The 15,510-nt window shown below is 63.6% G+C and carries 10 protein-coding genes and 3 tRNA genes; 3 read left to right on the forward strand and 10 right to left on the reverse strand.

The window, feature by feature from the left end; genetic code table 11:
- Positions 1–3: 3 nt before the first annotated feature.
- Together JANGC3_RS0106370 and JANGC3_RS0106375 are read right to left on the reverse strand one after the other, a co-directional pair.
- Positions 4–708 carry a glutathione S-transferase N-terminal domain-containing protein gene (locus JANGC3_RS0106370; protein WP_017875655.1) on the reverse strand — a complete coding sequence of 235 codons (705 nt, stop codon included), beginning with the start codon at positions 706–708 and terminating at the stop codon, positions 4–6.
- 227 nt (positions 709–935) lie between these two features.
- Positions 936–4,547 carry a hydantoinase B/oxoprolinase family protein gene (locus tag JANGC3_RS0106375; RefSeq protein ID WP_017875656.1) on the reverse strand — a complete coding sequence of 1,204 codons (3,612 nt, stop codon included), beginning with the start codon at positions 4,545–4,547 and terminating at the stop codon, positions 936–938.
- Positions 4,548–4,677: 130 nt separating this feature from the next.
- Between JANGC3_RS0106375 and JANGC3_RS0106380 the strand changes: the two genes are divergently transcribed.
- On the forward strand, positions 4,678–6,180 hold the full coding sequence (locus JANGC3_RS0106380) for a bifunctional ADP-dependent NAD(P)H-hydrate dehydratase/NAD(P)H-hydrate epimerase (protein WP_017875657.1): 1,503 nt from the start codon (positions 4,678–4,680) through the stop codon (positions 6,178–6,180).
- Between the two features lie 89 nt (positions 6,181–6,269).
- Here JANGC3_RS0106380 and JANGC3_RS0106385 read toward each other — a convergent pair whose 3' ends face one another.
- Complete coding sequence (locus JANGC3_RS0106385; protein WP_327075837.1) at positions 6,270–7,040, reverse strand: ABC transporter ATP-binding protein; 771 nt, start codon at positions 7,038–7,040, stop codon at positions 6,270–6,272.
- 52 nt (positions 7,041–7,092) lie between these two features.
- Between JANGC3_RS0106385 and JANGC3_RS0106390 the strand changes: the two genes are divergently transcribed.
- On the forward strand, positions 7,093–7,731 hold the full coding sequence (locus JANGC3_RS0106390; protein WP_017875659.1) for an arylesterase: 639 nt from the start codon (positions 7,093–7,095) through the stop codon (positions 7,729–7,731).
- Positions 7,728–8,804, forward strand: a complete 1,077-nt coding sequence (mnmH, locus tag JANGC3_RS0106395) for a tRNA 2-selenouridine(34) synthase MnmH (protein WP_017875660.1) — start codon at positions 7,728–7,730, stop codon at positions 8,802–8,804. The genes JANGC3_RS0106390 and mnmH overlap by 4 nt, the downstream gene beginning before the upstream one ends.
- Here the strand turns inward: mnmH and JANGC3_RS0106400 are convergent.
- The 7 genes from JANGC3_RS0106400 to lon all read right to left on the reverse strand — a co-directional run bounded on the left by JANGC3_RS0106400 (position 8,801) and on the right by lon (position 15,263).
- On the reverse strand, positions 8,801–9,520 hold the full coding sequence (locus JANGC3_RS0106400) for a hypothetical protein (RefSeq protein ID WP_157406485.1): 720 nt from the start codon (positions 9,518–9,520) through the stop codon (positions 8,801–8,803). The two genes, mnmH and JANGC3_RS0106400, sit on opposite strands and share 4 nt — an antisense overlap.
- A gap of 138 nt (positions 9,521–9,658) precedes the next feature.
- Positions 9,659–11,593, reverse strand: coding sequence for a SurA N-terminal domain-containing protein (locus JANGC3_RS0106405; protein ID WP_081611989.1), 1,935 nt, complete (start codon positions 11,591–11,593; stop codon positions 9,659–9,661).
- 431 nt (positions 11,594–12,024) lie between these two features.
- Positions 12,025–12,101, reverse strand: a tRNA-Asp gene (locus tag JANGC3_RS0106410).
- 17 nt (positions 12,102–12,118) lie between these two features.
- Positions 12,119–12,195 (reverse strand) — tRNA-Asp (locus JANGC3_RS0106415).
- 25 nt (positions 12,196–12,220) lie between these two features.
- Positions 12,221–12,297, reverse strand: a tRNA-Asp gene (locus JANGC3_RS0106420).
- Positions 12,298–12,374: 77 nt separating this feature from the next.
- Positions 12,375–12,647 (reverse strand): HU family DNA-binding protein, encoded by a 273-nt coding sequence (locus tag JANGC3_RS0106425; RefSeq protein WP_017875663.1) that lies wholly within the window; start codon positions 12,645–12,647, stop codon positions 12,375–12,377.
- Between the two features lie 204 nt (positions 12,648–12,851).
- Complete coding sequence (lon, locus tag JANGC3_RS0106430; RefSeq protein WP_026132637.1) at positions 12,852–15,263, reverse strand: endopeptidase La; 2,412 nt, start codon at positions 15,261–15,263, stop codon at positions 12,852–12,854.
- Between the last annotated feature and the right edge of the window lie 247 nt (positions 15,264–15,510).

The following is a 15,510-nucleotide window of genomic DNA, read 5'->3' on the forward strand; positions in this document are numbered from 1 at the left end:
GGATCAGGCCGGCTTAGGAATCTCAAGGCCCCGCTTCACCGCCGGACGCGCCAGGAACGCTGCAAGCACCCTTGTCACCTGGGGGAAGTCCGCTATACCGACCAACTCGCCCGCCTCGTAAAAGCCAATCAAATTGCGTATCCATGGGAAGGTGGCAATGTCGGCGATGGTATAGCGGTCGCCCATAATCCAGTCGCGGCCGGTGAGCCGTTGCTCCAGCACGCCGAGCAAGCGCTGCGCCTCCGCGACGTAGCGGTCGCGGGGGCGCTTGTCTTCGTAGTCCTTGCCGGCGAATTTGTTGAAGAAGCCCAGCTGGCCGAACATCGGCCCGATACCGCCCATCTGGAACATCAGCCACTGGATGGTTTCGTAGCGCCCGGCCGCGTCCTGCGGAATGCATTTTCCGGTTTTGTCGGCGAGATACAGCAAAATTGCGCCGGATTCGAACAGCGGCAGCGGCTTGCCGTCGGGACCGTCGGGATCGATGATGGCGGGGATTTTATTGTTGGGGTTCAGCGATAAAAACTCGGCAGAGGTTTGATCGTTGGTGCCGAAATTGACGTGGTGGGGTTCGTAGGACAGCCCCGTTTCTTCCAACATGATCGAGACTTTGACGCCGTTCGGCGTAGGCAGCGAATACAATTGCAGCCGCTCTGGATGGGCTGCGGGCCATTTCGTCGTGATGGGAAAGATGGACAGGTCGGTCATGGTGCTTCCTCTCGTATGTGTCATGGCGAAGCAAATTCTGCCACAGTTGGGAAAGCGCTGCAGGAAGCGGCGGCGCCCGATGGCGTTCGCTTAGCGTGCCGTAGGTCGGACTGGCGGGACGCGTAATCCGACGATGTTGGCCGACGCGCGACGCGCCGCTCCGGGCCAACGTTGCCGGGTTACGCCCTTTGGGCTAACCCGAGCTCCGAAAACCGCGTTAGCCAGGGTTAGCCAGGCGGACCGTAACCGCCGCCGCCCGGCGTTTCGACGACGAACACGTCGCCCGCCCGCATCTCGGTCTTGCCGATGTGCGCCAGTTGCTCGACGCTGCCGTCGGCGCGCCGCACGCTGTTGCGCCCCAGCGCCCCGCACGCGCCGCCGGCCATGCCGAACGGCGCGTGGATGCGGTTGTTCGACAGGATCGCCGCCGTCATCGGCTCCAAGAAGCGTACCTCGCGCACGCCGCCGCTACCGCCATGCCAGCGCCCGGCGCCGCCCGAGCCGGGCCGGATCTCGTAGCTGTCGAGCCGCACCGGGAAGCGCCATTCCAGAATTTCCGGGTCGGTCAGGCGCGAGTTGGTCATATTGGTTTGCACCACGTCGGTGCCGTCAAAGCCCGGCCCGGCGCCGGAGCCGCCGGCGATGGTCTCGTAGTACTGGTACTTGGCGTTGCCAAAGGTAAAGTTGTTCATCGTCCCCTGCGCCGCCGCCATCACGCCCAGCGCGCCGTACAGCGCACTGGTGATGCAGGTCGAGGTTTCAACGTTGCCCGACACCACGGACGCCGGATAGCGCGGGTTCAGCATCGAGCCGGGCGGAATGATGACCTTGAGCGGCTTCAGACAGCCGGCGTTGAGCGGAATCTCGTCGTCGACCAAGGTGCGAAACACGTACAGCACCGCCGCCATGCACACCGCCGACGGCGCGTTGAAGTTGTTGGGCAACTGCGCCGAGGTGCCGCTGAAGTCGATCTCGGCGCTGCGGCTGGCCGCGTCGACGCGGATCGCCACCTGGATCTGCGCGCCGTTGTCCAATTGCACCGTGTAGGCGCCGTCCTTGAGCGCGCCGATCACCCGCCGCACCGCCTCCTCGGCGTTGTCCTGCACGTGGCCCATGTAGGCCCGCACCACGTCGAGGCCGAAGTGCGCGACCATCTTGCGCAACTCGTCGGCGCCCTTCTGGTTGGCCGCTACCTGCGCGCGCAGGTCGGCCATGTTCTGGTCGGGGTTGCGCGCCGGATAGCGCGCCGCCGCCAGCATGGCGCGCGCCTCGGCGTCGCGCAGGTGGCCGCCGCCTTGGCGGCCGTCGACCAGCTTGAAGTTGTCGATCAGTACGCCCTCCTCCTCGATGCTGCGCGAGTCCGGCGGCATCGAACCGGGCGTGGTGCCGCCGATGTCGGCGTGGTGGCCGCGCGAGCCGACGTAGAACAGGATCGCCGCGCCCGCCTCGTCGAACACCGGCGAGATCACCGTCACGTCGGGCAGGTGGGTGCCGCCGTGGTAGGGGTCGTTGAGCATGAAAACGTCGCCCGGATGCATGCGCCCGGCGTTCTCGAGCATCACCGTCTTGATGCTTTCGCCCATAGAACCGAGGTGCACCGGCATGTGCGGCGCGTTGGCGATCAAGTTGCCGTCGGCGTCGAAAATGGCGCAGCTGAAATCGAGCCGCTCCTTGATGTTGACCGAATACGCGGTGTTTTGCAGCCGCAACCCCATCTGCTCGGCGATCGACATGAACAGGTTGTTGAAAATCTCCAGCATGACGGGGTCGGCGCCGGTGCCGATGGCGCGCCGCGCCGGCAGCGCCTCGACCCGCGCCAGCACCAGGTGCGCGTGCGGCGTGACGCGGGCCAGCCAGCCCGGCTCGACCACGGTGGTGGCGTTGGTCTCGGCGATGATGGCCGGTCCGGCGATGGCGTCGCCGGGGCGCAGCGCCACGCGCTGGTACAGCGCGGTGTCGCGCCAGCGGCCGCCGGAATACATAGGGACGGTCTGTAGCGGGGCGATAGCCAGCGGCGCGGTACCCACCGGCACGCTTTCCAGCGGCGCCGGCGCGTCGGACTTGCCGATCGCCTCGACCGAGACCGCCTCGACAATCAACGCCTTGTCCGGCATCAGAAAGGAAAAACGCTTCTTGTAGCCGGCCTCGAACTGCGCCTGCATCGCCTCGTTGCCGTCGAACAGCACGATCAGCGCCGAGTCGGTGCCCTCGTAGCGCAGGTGCACGCGCTGGATCAGCGCGATGCGCGCCGCCGCCACGCCCTGCGCCAGCAGGTCGGCGCGGGCTTGGGCGCCCAGCGCGTCCAGACGGCGCGCCAGTTCGGCCGGGGCGCCGGCGTCCAGCCGCGCCTCGACGGCCGCCTCGCGCATTGCGCTCTGGTCGGCCAGGCCCATGCCGTAGGCCGACATCACGCCGGCCAGCGTGTGGATAAACACGCTTTTCATGCCCAACGCGTCGGCCACCAGGCAGGCGTGCTGCCCGCCCGCGCCGCCGAAGCTGGTGAGCGTGTATTCGGTGACGTCGTGACCGCGCTGCACCGAAATGTGCTTGATGGCGTTGGCGATGTTGCCGACCGCGATGTCGAGATAGCCTTCGGCAACCTGCTCGGGCGTCGTCGGCCGGCCGGTCGCGGCGCCGATCTCGGCCGCCAAGGCGGCAAATTGCGCGAACACGGTGTCGGCGTCGAGCGCCTCGCCGGCGCCGGCGCCGAACAGTTTCGGGAAATGCGCCGGCTGGATCTTGCCGAGCATGACGTTGCAGTCGGTCACAGCCAGCGGACCGCCGCGGCGGTAACTGGCCGGGCCGGGATTGGCGCCGGCGCTGTCCGGGCCGACGCGGTAGCGGGCGCCGTCGAAGTGCAGGATCGAGCCGCCGCCGGCGGCCACGGTGTGGATGCTCATCATCGGCGCGCGCACGCGCACGCCGGCGATCTGGGTGTCGAAGACGCGCTCGAACTCGCCGGAAAAATGCGACACGTCGGTCGAGGTGCCGCCCATGTCGAAGCCGATCACCCGTTCGAAGCCGGCCAGCTGGCTGGCGCGCACCATGCCGACGACGCCGCCGGCCGGCCCGCTGAGGATGCTGTCCTTGCCCTGGAAGGCGCGCGCGTCGCTCAGGCCGCCGTTCGACTGCATGAATTGCAGGTGGACGCCGGGCAGCTCGGCGGCCAGCTGGTCGACGTAGCGCCGCAGGATCGGCGACAGGTAGGCGTCGACGACGGTGGTATCGCCGCGCGCCACCAGCTTCATCATCGGACTGACCCGGTGCGACACCGACACTTGGGTGTAGCCGATTTCGCGGGCGATCTCGGCGACCCGCGCCTCGTGCGCGCTGTAGCGGTAGCCGTGCATGAAAACGATCGCCAGCGAACGCAGGCCCTGCGCGTACAGCGCCTGCAACGCGGCGCGGGCGGCGGCCCCGTCCAGCCCGCGCACCAGCTCGCCGTGCGCGCCGACGCGCTCGTCGATCTCGACGACGTGGCTGTACAGCAGCTCGGGCAGCACGATCTGCCGGTCGAACAGCCGCGGCCGGTTCTGGTAGGCGATGCGCAGCGCGTCCCGGAAGCCGCGCGTGATGGCCAGCGCGGTCGGCTCGCCCTTGCGTTCGAGCAAAGCGTTGGTGGCCACCGTGGTGCCCATCTTGACGGCCCCGATGCGCGCCACCGGGATGGGCGCGCCGGCCGCCACATGCATCAGGTGGCGGATACCGGCCACGGCGGCGTCGCGGTACTGCTCCGGATTCTCGGACAGCAGCTTGTGGGTCACCAGCGTGCCGTCGGGACGGCGCGCCACGATGTCGGTGAAAGTGCCGCCCCGGTCGATCCAGAATTGCCAATCCATATTGTGCGTCCGCCAAGTTGGAAACGCCCATTGTAGCCGGGCCGTCAACATTGCGCGCACGCCCCTTGCGCGGCAAGGCAATCCCCACTATGTTGGCTACATCTTTCCATTCGAATACGGATACCAGCCCATGAACCCACTCTATACCTGCGCCGAAATCCGCGCCGCCGAAATGGCCGCGGCGCAGCAGTTAGCACCCGGCACGCTGATGCGACGCGCCGGCCTAGCCGGCGCCAACGTAGCGCGCGCGCTGTTGCCCGCTGCGCCGGCGCAGTACAAAGTGCTGGTATTGGCCGGTCCCGGCAACAACGGCGGCGACGCGCTGGAGACGGCGGCCCACCTGGCGGACGCCGGCTTGCAAGTCTCGGTCTGGTTGCTGCCCGACGCCGGCGCGCCGTCGGAGCAACGGCGCCACGCGCTGCAGCGCGCCCGCGCCAGCGACGCCACCTTCATCGAAGCCACTCCAGCGGCGCTGGCCCGCGCCGATTGGAACCTGGTCGTCGACGGCCTGTTCGGTATCGGCTTGCGGCGCCCGCTCGACGGCGTGGCGCTGGCCGCCGTCGAGCAGTTGAACCGGCAACACTGCCCGGTACTGGCGCTGGACGTGCCCAGCGGCCTTGACGCCGACACCGGCACCGTGGTCGGCCCGGACGGGGTTGCGGTGCGCGCCAGCCACACCGTCACCTTCATCGGCGACAAGCCCGGCCTGCACACCGGCGACGGCCGCGACCACGCCGGCGCCGTACAGGTGGCGCCGCTGGACATCGACGCGCGGCACCTTGCGCCTGCGCGCGCGCGCCTGAACGACGCCAGCCATTTCGCCCAGCACCTGCGGGCGCGGCGGCAAAACACCCATAAAGGCAGTTACGGCAGCGTCGCCGTCGTCGGTGGCGCACACGGCATGACCGGCGCGCCCATCCTGGCGGCGCGCAGCGCGCTGTTCGGCGGCGCCGGCCGGGTCTACCTGGCCTTCCCGGACGAGGCCCCGGCCTATGACAGCGGCCAGCCCGAACTGATGTGCCGGCTGGCCGGCGACTTCGACTTCGACACGGCCGTCTTGGTGGCCGGCCCCGGCCTGGGTACCTCGCATCGCGCATATGCACTGCTGCAGCGCGCCATCGATAGCAGTAGCGCGCTGGTGCTCGACGCCGACGCGCTGAACCTGATGGCGGCCGAGCCGGAGCTGCAAAGCGCGCTGTCGCTGCGCCCCGGCGGCGCGCTGCTGACGCCGCACCCACTGGAGGCGGCGCGCCTGCTCGGCGTCACCATCGCCGAGGTGCAGGGCGACCGGCTGGCGGCGGCGCGCCAGCTGGCCGCGCAGATGCAGGTGACGGTGATATTGAAGGGATCGGGTACGGTGGTGGCGGCGGCCGACGGCGCCGTCGTCGTCAACACCACCGGCAACCCGGGGCTGGCCACGGCCGGTACCGGCGACGTGCTGTCGGGCCTGTGCGGCAGTCTGCTGGCGCAGGGCTGGCCGCAGTGGCAGGCGGCGCTGGCGGCGGTCTGGTTGCACGGCGCGGCGGCAGACGCCCTGGTGGCCGCCGGCGTCGGCCCCATCGGCCTGACGGCCAGCGAGCTGCTGCCGGCGATCCGCGGCGCCATCAACCGCATGGCCCGGAGCGAAACATAAAAACGCCGCAACAGCCAAAAAAACCACCGGCAAAGAGCCGGGTTGACGCCCCTGGTTTTCTTAACTTTTGCAGCACCTCCATATCACCGCTACACCAGCCGGCCCGCCGCAATCGTGATGGTGCGCCCGCAACGCGCCGCGATCGACGGGTCATGCGTCACCAGCACCAGTGTCGAACCATGCTCTCGGTTAAGCTGGAACATCAATTGGATCACCGCCTCGCCGGTGGCCGCGTCCAGGCTGCCGGTGGGTTCGTCGGCGAACAGCAGCGGCGGCTCGGTGACGAACGCCCGCGCCAGCGCGACGCGCTGCTGCTCGCCGCCCGACAAATACTTCGGATAATGCTTGAGCCGGCTGCCCAGCTTGACCCGCTCCAGCATCGCCGCCGCCTTCTCCCTGGCGTCGGCCTCGCCGCGCAACTCCAGCGGCAGCATGACGTTTTCCAGCGCCGTCAAATGGGCCAGCAACTGGAACGACTGAAACACGAAACCCAGCTTGGCCATGCGCAGGCCGGCGCGGCCGTCCTCGTCGAGCGCGAAGATATCGCTGCCGTCGAGCACCACCTTGCCGGCCGACGGCGTGTCCAGCCCGGCCAACAAACCAAGCAAGGTCGACTTGCCCGAACCGGAGGCGCCGACAATAGCAAGCGTCTCCGCCCGTTGCACGGTAAAATCAACACTATGCAGTATCGTCAGCTCACCGTCGGCGTCCGGCACGCGCTTGGTCAGACCGCTCACCTGGATCGCGGCCGGCAACGCGGCACGCTCCAGGCGGGTGACGGCGGCGCCAGGGCCGGACGCGGCAGCCGCCGCTTCATTGGGAACAAAATTCGGGGAAGTCGCTTTTGGAAAATCGGGCATGCTGATCTATCTTAAAAAAATTCGTGAACACCTTGGTGGCCGTGGCGGTCAGTTGAAACCGCATCGGCGCCTGTTGCTGTCGCTGCCTGTGGCCGCCCTGCTGTTTGTCGCAGGCACGACGCGCGCCTATTCTGCACCAAAAACGGTGCTGGTGCTGGGCGATAGTTTATCGGCTGAATACGGCCTGAGCCGAGGCAGCGGCTGGGTCGCCCTGCTGGAGCAGCGCCTGGCTGCGCAAAAACTCGGCGCGGCCATCGTCAACGCCAGCGTCAGCGGCGAAACCACCAGCGGCGGGCGCACGCGCCTGCCGGCGCTGCTGAAACGGCACCGCCCCGACATCGTCGTCATCGAACTGGGCGCCAACGACGGCCTGCGCGGCCTGCCGGTGGCGGCCGCCGAGGCCAACCTGCAAGCGATGAGCGCCGAGGCCAAGGGCGCCGGCGCCGAGGTGCTGCTGGTGGGCATGCGCCTGCCGCCCAACTACGGCAGCGCCTACGCCGACAAATTCTTCGCCATGTACGGCAAACTGTCGAGGCAACTGAAGGCGCCGCTGGTGCCGTTTATGCTCGACGGTGTCGCCGACAAGACGCAACTGTTCCAGGCCGACCGGTTGCACCCGACCGCCGAGGCCCACCCCATCATCCTGGCCAATATCTGGCCACAACTGCTGCCATTGCTGAAAGCCCGATGAAATACCCGGCCCTGCTTAATTTTGAAGAAGTCCTGTCCCAGCTCGACAGCTACGACGCCATCATCGACGCGCGCAGCCCGTCCGAGTACGCGCTCGACCATCTGCCCGGCGCCATCAACTGCCCAGTGCTCGACGACGCCCAGCGCATCGAAGTTGGCACGCTGTACAAACAGGCCAACGCCTTCGAGGCGAAGAAAGTCGGCGCGGCGATGGTCGCCAAAAACATCGGCCTGCACATTGACACGTTGTGGCTCGACAAGCCGCGCGACTGGAAGCCGCTGATCTACTGCTGGCGCGGCGGCAACCGCAGCGGCGCGATGGCGCACATCCTGGCGAAAATCGGCTGGCCGGTGATCCAGCTCGAAGGCGGCTACAAAGCCTACCGCAACCACATCAACGCCGCGCTGGCGCAGGAACCGGCGGTCGGCCTGAAGGTGATCTGCGGCACCACCGGCAGCGGCAAGAGCCGCCTGCTGGAGATCATGCACGCCAACGGCGCCCAGGTGCTCGACCTGGAACAACTGGCGGCGCACCGGGGCTCGGTGCTGGGCACCCTGCCAAGCCAGCCGCAGCCGTCGCAAAAGGCGTTCGAAAGCGCGATCTGGCAGCGACTGCGCCAGTTCGACCCGGCCCGGCCGGTGTTCGTCGAATCGGAGAGCAAAAAGGTCGGCAACCTGCGCGTGCCCGACGCCCTGATCGACAAGATGCGCGCCGCGCCCTGCATCTCGCTGACGCTGTCGCGGCCGAACCGGGTGCGCCTGCTGATGGAGGACTACGCCCATTTCACGCTCGACCCGGCACACTTGAATGCCCAGCTCGACTGCCTGCTGAGCCTGTACGGCCGCGAGAAAATCGCCCGCTGGCACGCGATGTCCAACGCCGGCCAGATGGCGGAACTGGTCGACGAATTGCTGGTGCAGCACTACGACCCTGCCTACACCCGTTCGATCGGCCGCAACTTCGCCCAATACGCCGAGGCCGAGGTGCTGGCGCTGGACGGCATTGGCGAGGCGTCGTTCCTGGCCGCCGCCAGCCACCTGAACGCGGAAAATAGCAGTCGAGCTCGATGTTAAGCGGCGCGGCCGGATATCAGAATCAGGGTTTTGACGTCGTCTTCGCTGGCGATAGTTCTATGTATGATGTCGCCCCGGTAGACTGGCGAATTGATATTTGTTCTGTAGTACGACATCAAGCCAATTTCGCCGGACGGCGGATACGGCGGCGCGTTCGCATGCGCGCAACCGAGGATGGATGAAGTTCCGCCATGGCCCCATGACCACGCTATTCCGAATGCGCTGGTCAGGAAGCCGTGGCCGATTTCGTGCGCGGCGGTCATGCTGAATATGGCGTCGGAATCGCTGCCGCAACTGTGGTCGTAGTACAAATTGCCGGTAAATACAGGGTAGGGATTGCGCGACCGACTGCTGAGATTACCCAACAGCCGAATGCCGGGATTGGCGAAGGTGATCGGCATGCCCTGCGCCGATTCCCGCACCGTGACCTTGACGCTCCATTCGAGTCCGTTCAAGCGCACGGATCTGCTCCAGTAATCGACCATGCCCTGGTTCGCCAAACGCGCGTATACATCGAACTGCGCCCGGGTTATGCGGCTCGCCAAGCCGCTGATCCGACTGGCAAATGACGGTGCCCGATAGTCCATCAATACGCGGATATGGATTTCCCTTTTTTCGCGGTCTACCCCGGCGCTTGCATAGCCAAGCGGATTCTTTCGCCCGCGCAGTATTTGTTCGCCATTGAATGCGCGGATTGGATGAAGCTTTGGCGTCATCGGCTTGTACGGTTTAATTCATTCAACATCGCTGAAGGTCGCATACGCTTCATGGCGGTTCTTACAGTATACGTGGAGACCACTCGATCCAATAAAAAAAGCCGCTCGAGAGCGGCTTTTTTTTAATATGGCGACAACTTACTTCGCGTCGGCATCCGGCTTAACGTCGGTGCTGGCCAGGGTAATTGGCTTGAGCACTTTGACCTTGGCTTTTTCTTTCAGCACTTCAACGTAGTTGAACATTTCTTGCTGGGCCAGGATGTTGGCGATCTGGTCTTTTTCCGACTGGCGGCGCGCGGCGTCCGGCGTGGCCGATTGCTGCACTTTGCCGATACGGTAGATGCCATAACCCATGCCTGGAACGTCCACGCCGACATAGGCTGGCAGCTTGCTGACATCGGCTTTCATCACTTGCGCCATGGCCAGGCGGTTGATACCGTCGGCTTTGCTGCGCGACACCAGTTTGGCGGCGCCAAAGCCGGTCGCCTCGCCCGAGGCCTTCAGGGCCGCCAGTTTGCTGTCGCCGGCTTTCTTGGCCAGCTTCACGGCCTCTTCCTGGGTAACGCGCTGACGGATCATGGCGTCGACTTCGGCCAGCGGACGCTTGCTCGCAGGCTTGAATTCGACCACGCGGCCGGCGATCAGGGTGTTCGGTGCAACTTCCACGGCTTCGGTGTTGCGTTTGTTTTTCAGCACGTCGTCGGTGAAGATGGCCTTCAGGAACTTGGCGTTGTTAAACGGCGCCGCGCCCAGCGCCGGCGATGGCACGCGCGACAGGTTGGCAACGGTTTCGACTTTCAACTTGAGCTTGTCGACCAGCGGTTTCAGGCTGTCCGATTGCTCGTAGACGGTGTTGGTGAACTGTTCGGCCAGCTCCGAATATTTCTTGGCCGATTTTTGTTTCTTCAGGTCGGCCAGGATCTCGCCTTTGACCTGGTCCAGCGGGCGCACTTGGGCCGGCTTGAGCGCGGTCACGGTCAGGATGTGGAAACCGAATTCGGAGGTGACGACGTCGCTGATCTCGCCCTGCTTCAGTTTGTAAGCGGCCTCTTCCACCGCTTTTGGCAGCGCGCCTTTTTCCACGATGTCCAGGTCGCCGCCCAATTCGGCCGAGACCGGGTCTTGCGACTGGGCCTTGGCGATCTTGGCGAAATCGCCCGGGGCCTTGCGCACCTCGGCCAGCACTGCTTCGGCCTTGGCTTTGGCGGCGGCTTTCTCGGCGGCGCTGGCGTCTTTCTTCAGCGCGATCAGGATGTGGCTGGCGCGGCGGCTTTCGTCGGCCGTGTAGCGCTTGGCGTTCTGTGCGTAGTACGCGGCGACTTCGGCGTCGCTGACGCTGACCTGGTCGGCCACCGCGGAGCTGTCGAACAGCACGTATTCAATTTTGACTTGCTCAGGGATTTCAAAAAACTTGCTGTTCTTGTCGTAGAAAGCCTTGACCATCTGGTCGCTCACTTTCACCTGCGGCAGGAACTCGGCGGCCGGCAGCAACAGCTCCTGCACTTCGCGTTCCTGGTCATTGATGTCTGACAGACGGCTCGCCAGCGTGTTCGGGGCGAACGCGGTGCCCTGGATCGCGCCGCTCAATTGCTGCGCGGCCAGGTCGATGCGCAGTCGCGCGTCGTACATTTCCGGGGTCATGCCCTGGGCCGCCAGAATCGCCTTGTAGCGCTCCAAGTCGAAGCTGCCATCCGGCAGCGTCAAGCCCGGGGTTTCCATGATGACTTTTTTGATCGCGGCATCGCTGACACTCAAATGGCCGCGCTTGACTTCGGCGCCGACGGCGCGCTCGGCGATCATATTGTCGAGGATGGCTTGCTTAGCTTCCGGCGTATCGAACATTTTCTGGTCGAATTGCGCGCCCAGCATTTGGCGGTAGCGTTCGATTTGCTGGCGCTGCGCCTCTTCCCACTGCTGCTGCGTGATCGGCTGGCCGCCGACCTTGGCGATGGTGGTGGCGTCGTCGCCAAAGCTTTGATAACCGCTGACACCAACGAATACAAACGACGGAACGATGATCAACATCAGGATAATTTGCATCCAGCGTTGATGGGTACGAATAAATTCAAACATGGTCAGCCAATTCGGATTTGAGTGGATTACGATGGACTTGCGCATATAAAAAGAGGCGAACTCTCGTTCGCCTCTTTTTGTTCCGGCGGAGTGGATTGGACTTTATTCGCAGCCCACTTCCCCTTTAAATTCAATGACTTGGCGACAAAACCGAACGAAGAATCCGTCGACCAAATCAATACCACTGGATTCTACCTCGACGCTAGCGCTATAGCAAGGGTAAATCATGGCGAAACGGCGGGGTTGAACTCGGTTTTCGGCTATGGAGGACGGGGCTGGAAGACTGGCGGGGCGGCGGCATAATTCGGCCGCGCCGCACCAACCGGGAATTGCCCGTCGCGAGCCGGCGATGAGTGGAATGGGGAAAAGAAAATGCGAACGGAAAAAGAAAAACCCCCGTAACTCACTGAGCAACGAGGGTATCTTTATTCTGGCGGAGTGGACGGGACTCGAACCCGCGACCCCCGACGTGACAGGCCGGTATTCTAACCAACTGAACTACCACTCCAGGTACTTACAAGATTATGGCGGAGCGAACGGGACTCGAACCCGCGACCTCCGACGTGACAGGCCGGCATTCTAACCAACTGAACTACCGCTCCAGCTCTTGCAAATGTTTGTATTTTTTGGCGGAGTGAACGGGACTCGAACCCGCGACCTCCGACGTGACAGGCCGGCATTCTAACCAACTGAACTACCACTCCGAAAAAATACAAGGTACTACGATCTGGCCGGCACTACCACCAGACCTTTTCAGTGACTGTCACCTCACCGAAGTCCGTTAGTTTACTGCATCTTTCAAAGCTTTACCAGCTTTAAATTTAGGAACTTTTGCAGCCTCGATCGTGATGGCTTCTTTGGTGCGCGGATTGCGACCGGTACGCTCGGCACGCTCGCTCACCGAGAAAGTGCCAAAACCGACCAACGTTACGCTGTCGCTCTTTTGCAAGGTCTCCGTTACGCCACCAATGACCGCATCGAGTGCGCGCGCCGCGGCCGCTTTCGAGATGTCGGCTTTTTCAGCAATGTGGTCGATCAATTCAGTCTTATTCACTAGCGGTCCCCGTTACAAAGGTATATATCGTCTTCGCCGCGGATTGATTGTGTCAACCCGCCGCAATCTTGCGGAAGAAAATTCTGCAGGGCGTATTAAACAAGCCGGGCTGTTTTGTGTCAAGCGTTTGGCCCGCAGAATGCCGTTTGAATAGCAAACAAGCGCTATAAAAGCGCTTGTTTGGGTGCTAAGCGCTAAAAACGCTTAATGTTTGACGACCTCGCCGGCGACGTCGGGCTTGGCCGCGGCGGCGGCAACCGCCTCCACCGCGGGCACTTCAACCAGCGCTTCCGGCGCGCGTTCCAGCGCGATTTCCAGGACTTTGTCGATCCAACGCACCGGCACGATCTCCAGTTTGTTCTTCACGTTGTCCGGGATCTCAGCCAGATCCTTGACGTTCTGCTCGGGAATCAGCACCGTCTTGATACCGCCGCGATGCGCCGCCAACAGTTTCTCTTTCAGGCCGCCGATCGGCAACACTTCGCCGCGCAGGGTGATCTCGCCCGTCATCGCCACGTCCGCCCGCACCGGAATGCCGGTGAACACCGACACCAGGGCCAGCGTCATCGCCACGCCGGCCGAAGGACCGTCCTTCGGTGTCGCGCCTTCCGGCACGTGGATGTGGATATCGCTCTTCTCGAACACCTCGGGTTTGATGCCGAGGCGGGCGGCGCGGCTGCGCACGACGGTGCGGGCCGCTTCGATCGATTCCTTCATCACGTCGCCCAGCGTGCCGGTGCGGATGATGCCGCCCTTGCCCGGCATCGTTACCGCCTCGATCGTCAGCAAATCGCCGCCGACTTCGGTCCAGGCCAGACCGACCACCTGCCCGACCTGGTTTTCCTTCTCGGCCACGCCGAAGTCATACCGGCGCACGCCGAGGAACTTGTCGAGGTTTTTCGAATTGACGATGACCTTTTTCTCGGTCTTTTTCAGCAACAGCATCTTGACCACCTTGCGGCAGATCTTCGACACTTCGCGTTCCAGCGAACGCACACCGGCTTCGCGGGTGTAGTAGCGGATGATATCGCGCAGCGCCGATTCGGCGACCGTGATTTCCTCTTCCTTCAAGCCGTTGTTCTTGATCTGCTTCGGCAGCAAATAACGCTGCGCGATGCTGGTCTTCTCGTCCTCGGTGTAACCCGACAGGCGGATCACTTCCATCCGGTCCAGCAGCGCCGGCGGAATGTTGTACGAGTTCGAGGTGGCCACGAACATCACGTCGGACAAGTCGAAATCGACTTCGATGTAATGGTCGGAGAACGTGTGGTTCTGTTCCGGATCGAGCACCTCCAGCAACGCCGACGACGGATCGCCGCGGAAGTCCGCGCCCATCTTGTCGACTTCGTCGAGCAGGAACAAGGGATTGCGCACGCCGACCTTGGCCAGCGATTGCAAGATCTTGCCCGGCATCGAACCGATGTAGGTGCGGCGGTGGCCGCGGATCTCGGCCTCGTCGCGCACGCCGCCCAGCGCCATGCGCACGAACTTGCGGTTGGTGGCGCGGGCGATCGACTGCCCCAGCGAGGTCTTGCCGACGCCCGGGGGACCGACGAAGCACAGGATCGGCGCTTTCAGCTTGTCGACGCGTTGTTGCACCGCGAGGTATTCCAGAATGCGTTCTTTAACCTTGTCGAGACCGTAGTGGTCGCCTTCCAGCACCTTCTCGGCGTTGGCCAGGTCGTTGTTGACCTTGGACTTCTTCTTCCACGGCAGGTTGACCAGGGTGTCGATGTAGTTGCGCACCACGGTGGCTTCGGCCGACATCGGCGACATCAGCTTGAGCTTTTTGAGTTCGTTGGTGGCCTTGTCGAGCGCTTCCTTCGGCATTTTGGCCGAGACGACTTTCTTCTCCAGCTCGTCGAGGTCGGCGCCATCCTCGCCCTCGCCCAATTCCTTCTGGATCGCCTTGACTTGCTCGTTCAGGTAGTACTCGCGCTGCGATTTCTCCATCTGGCGCTTGACGCGGCCGCGGATGCGCTTTTCCACCTGCAGGATATCGAGTTCGCCTTCCAATTGACCGAGCAGGTGCTCGAGCCGCTTGGCGACGCCGAAAATCTCCAGGATCACTTGTTTCTGTTCCAGCTTGAGCGGCAGATGCGCGGCAACGGTGTCGGCCAGGCGGCCGGCGTCGTCGATGCCCGACAGCGACGCCAGGATCTCAGGCGGAATTTTTTTGTTCAGTTTGACGTACTGGTCGAACTGCTGGACGATGGCGCGGCGCATCGCCTCCACTTCCGAATCGTCGCCCGGCTCGGACTCGAGCGGCGTCAGGTCGGCGATGAAATGCGTGGGCGCGTCGCTGATGTGGTTGATGCGGGCGCGCTGGGCGCCTTCGACCAGCACCTTGACGGTGCCGTCGGGCAGCTTGAGCATCTGCAAGATATTGGCGACGCAACCGATCTGGTAGATATCGGACGCGGACGGTTCGTCCTTGGCGGCGGCTTTTTGCGCGGCAAGCATGATACTTTTGCCCTGCTCCATCGCAGCCTCAAGCGCCTTGATCGACTTTGGGCGGCCGACGAACAGCGGTATCACCATATGCGGGAAAACTACAACATCCCGCAGCGGCAATAACGGCAATTGAGTTTGCTCTGTTAATTTGGAAGTTGTCATGGCGTACCTTATAGAAAGCGTATTGATGATGTTGGCGCTCGCTGCCGAAACACAAGACCGGCGAGAAGAAAAAATTCCGGGAAATAACAATATTCTATCGTTTTAGCCGGAAAACATCGCCATAACTCTAATCGATGCACAAATCCCAATAAAAAAGCCACACGCAGCATGTCGCGGCGAGTGGCTTTTCGAGTGAAGCCCGACATCTATCATTGATTTAAATTGTACCGCCTTGCATTAGGGATGG

The organism is Janthinobacterium sp. CG3 (assembly GCF_000344615.1).
Taxonomy (GTDB): domain Bacteria; phylum Pseudomonadota; class Gammaproteobacteria; order Burkholderiales; family Burkholderiaceae_D; genus Janthinobacterium.

Excerpts from the sequence above, each read along its gene's own strand:
- JANGC3_RS0106400 (WP_157406485.1), bottom strand. The coding sequence starts at position 9,520 with ATGACGCCAAAGCTTCATCCAATCCGCGCATTCAATGGCGAACAAATA.
- JANGC3_RS0106385 (WP_327075837.1), bottom strand. The coding sequence starts at position 7,040 with ATGCCCGATTTTCCAAAAGCGACTTCCCCGAATTTTGTTCCCAATGAA.
- JANGC3_RS0106380 (WP_017875657.1), top strand. The coding sequence starts at position 4,678 with ATGAACCCACTCTATACCTGCGCCGAAATCCGCGCCGCCGAAATGGCC.
- JANGC3_RS0106405 (WP_081611989.1), bottom strand. The coding sequence starts at position 11,593 with ATGTTTGAATTTATTCGTACCCATCAACGCTGGATGCAAATTATCCTG.
- JANGC3_RS0106370 (WP_017875655.1), bottom strand. The coding sequence starts at position 708 with ATGACCGACCTGTCCATCTTTCCCATCACGACGAAATGGCCCGCAGCC.
- lon (WP_026132637.1), bottom strand. The coding sequence starts at position 15,263 with ATGACAACTTCCAAATTAACAGAGCAAACTCAATTGCCGTTATTGCCG.
- mnmH (WP_017875660.1), top strand. The coding sequence starts at position 7,728 with ATGAAATACCCGGCCCTGCTTAATTTTGAAGAAGTCCTGTCCCAGCTC.
- JANGC3_RS0106375 (WP_017875656.1), bottom strand. The coding sequence starts at position 4,547 with ATGGATTGGCAATTCTGGATCGACCGGGGCGGCACTTTCACCGACATC.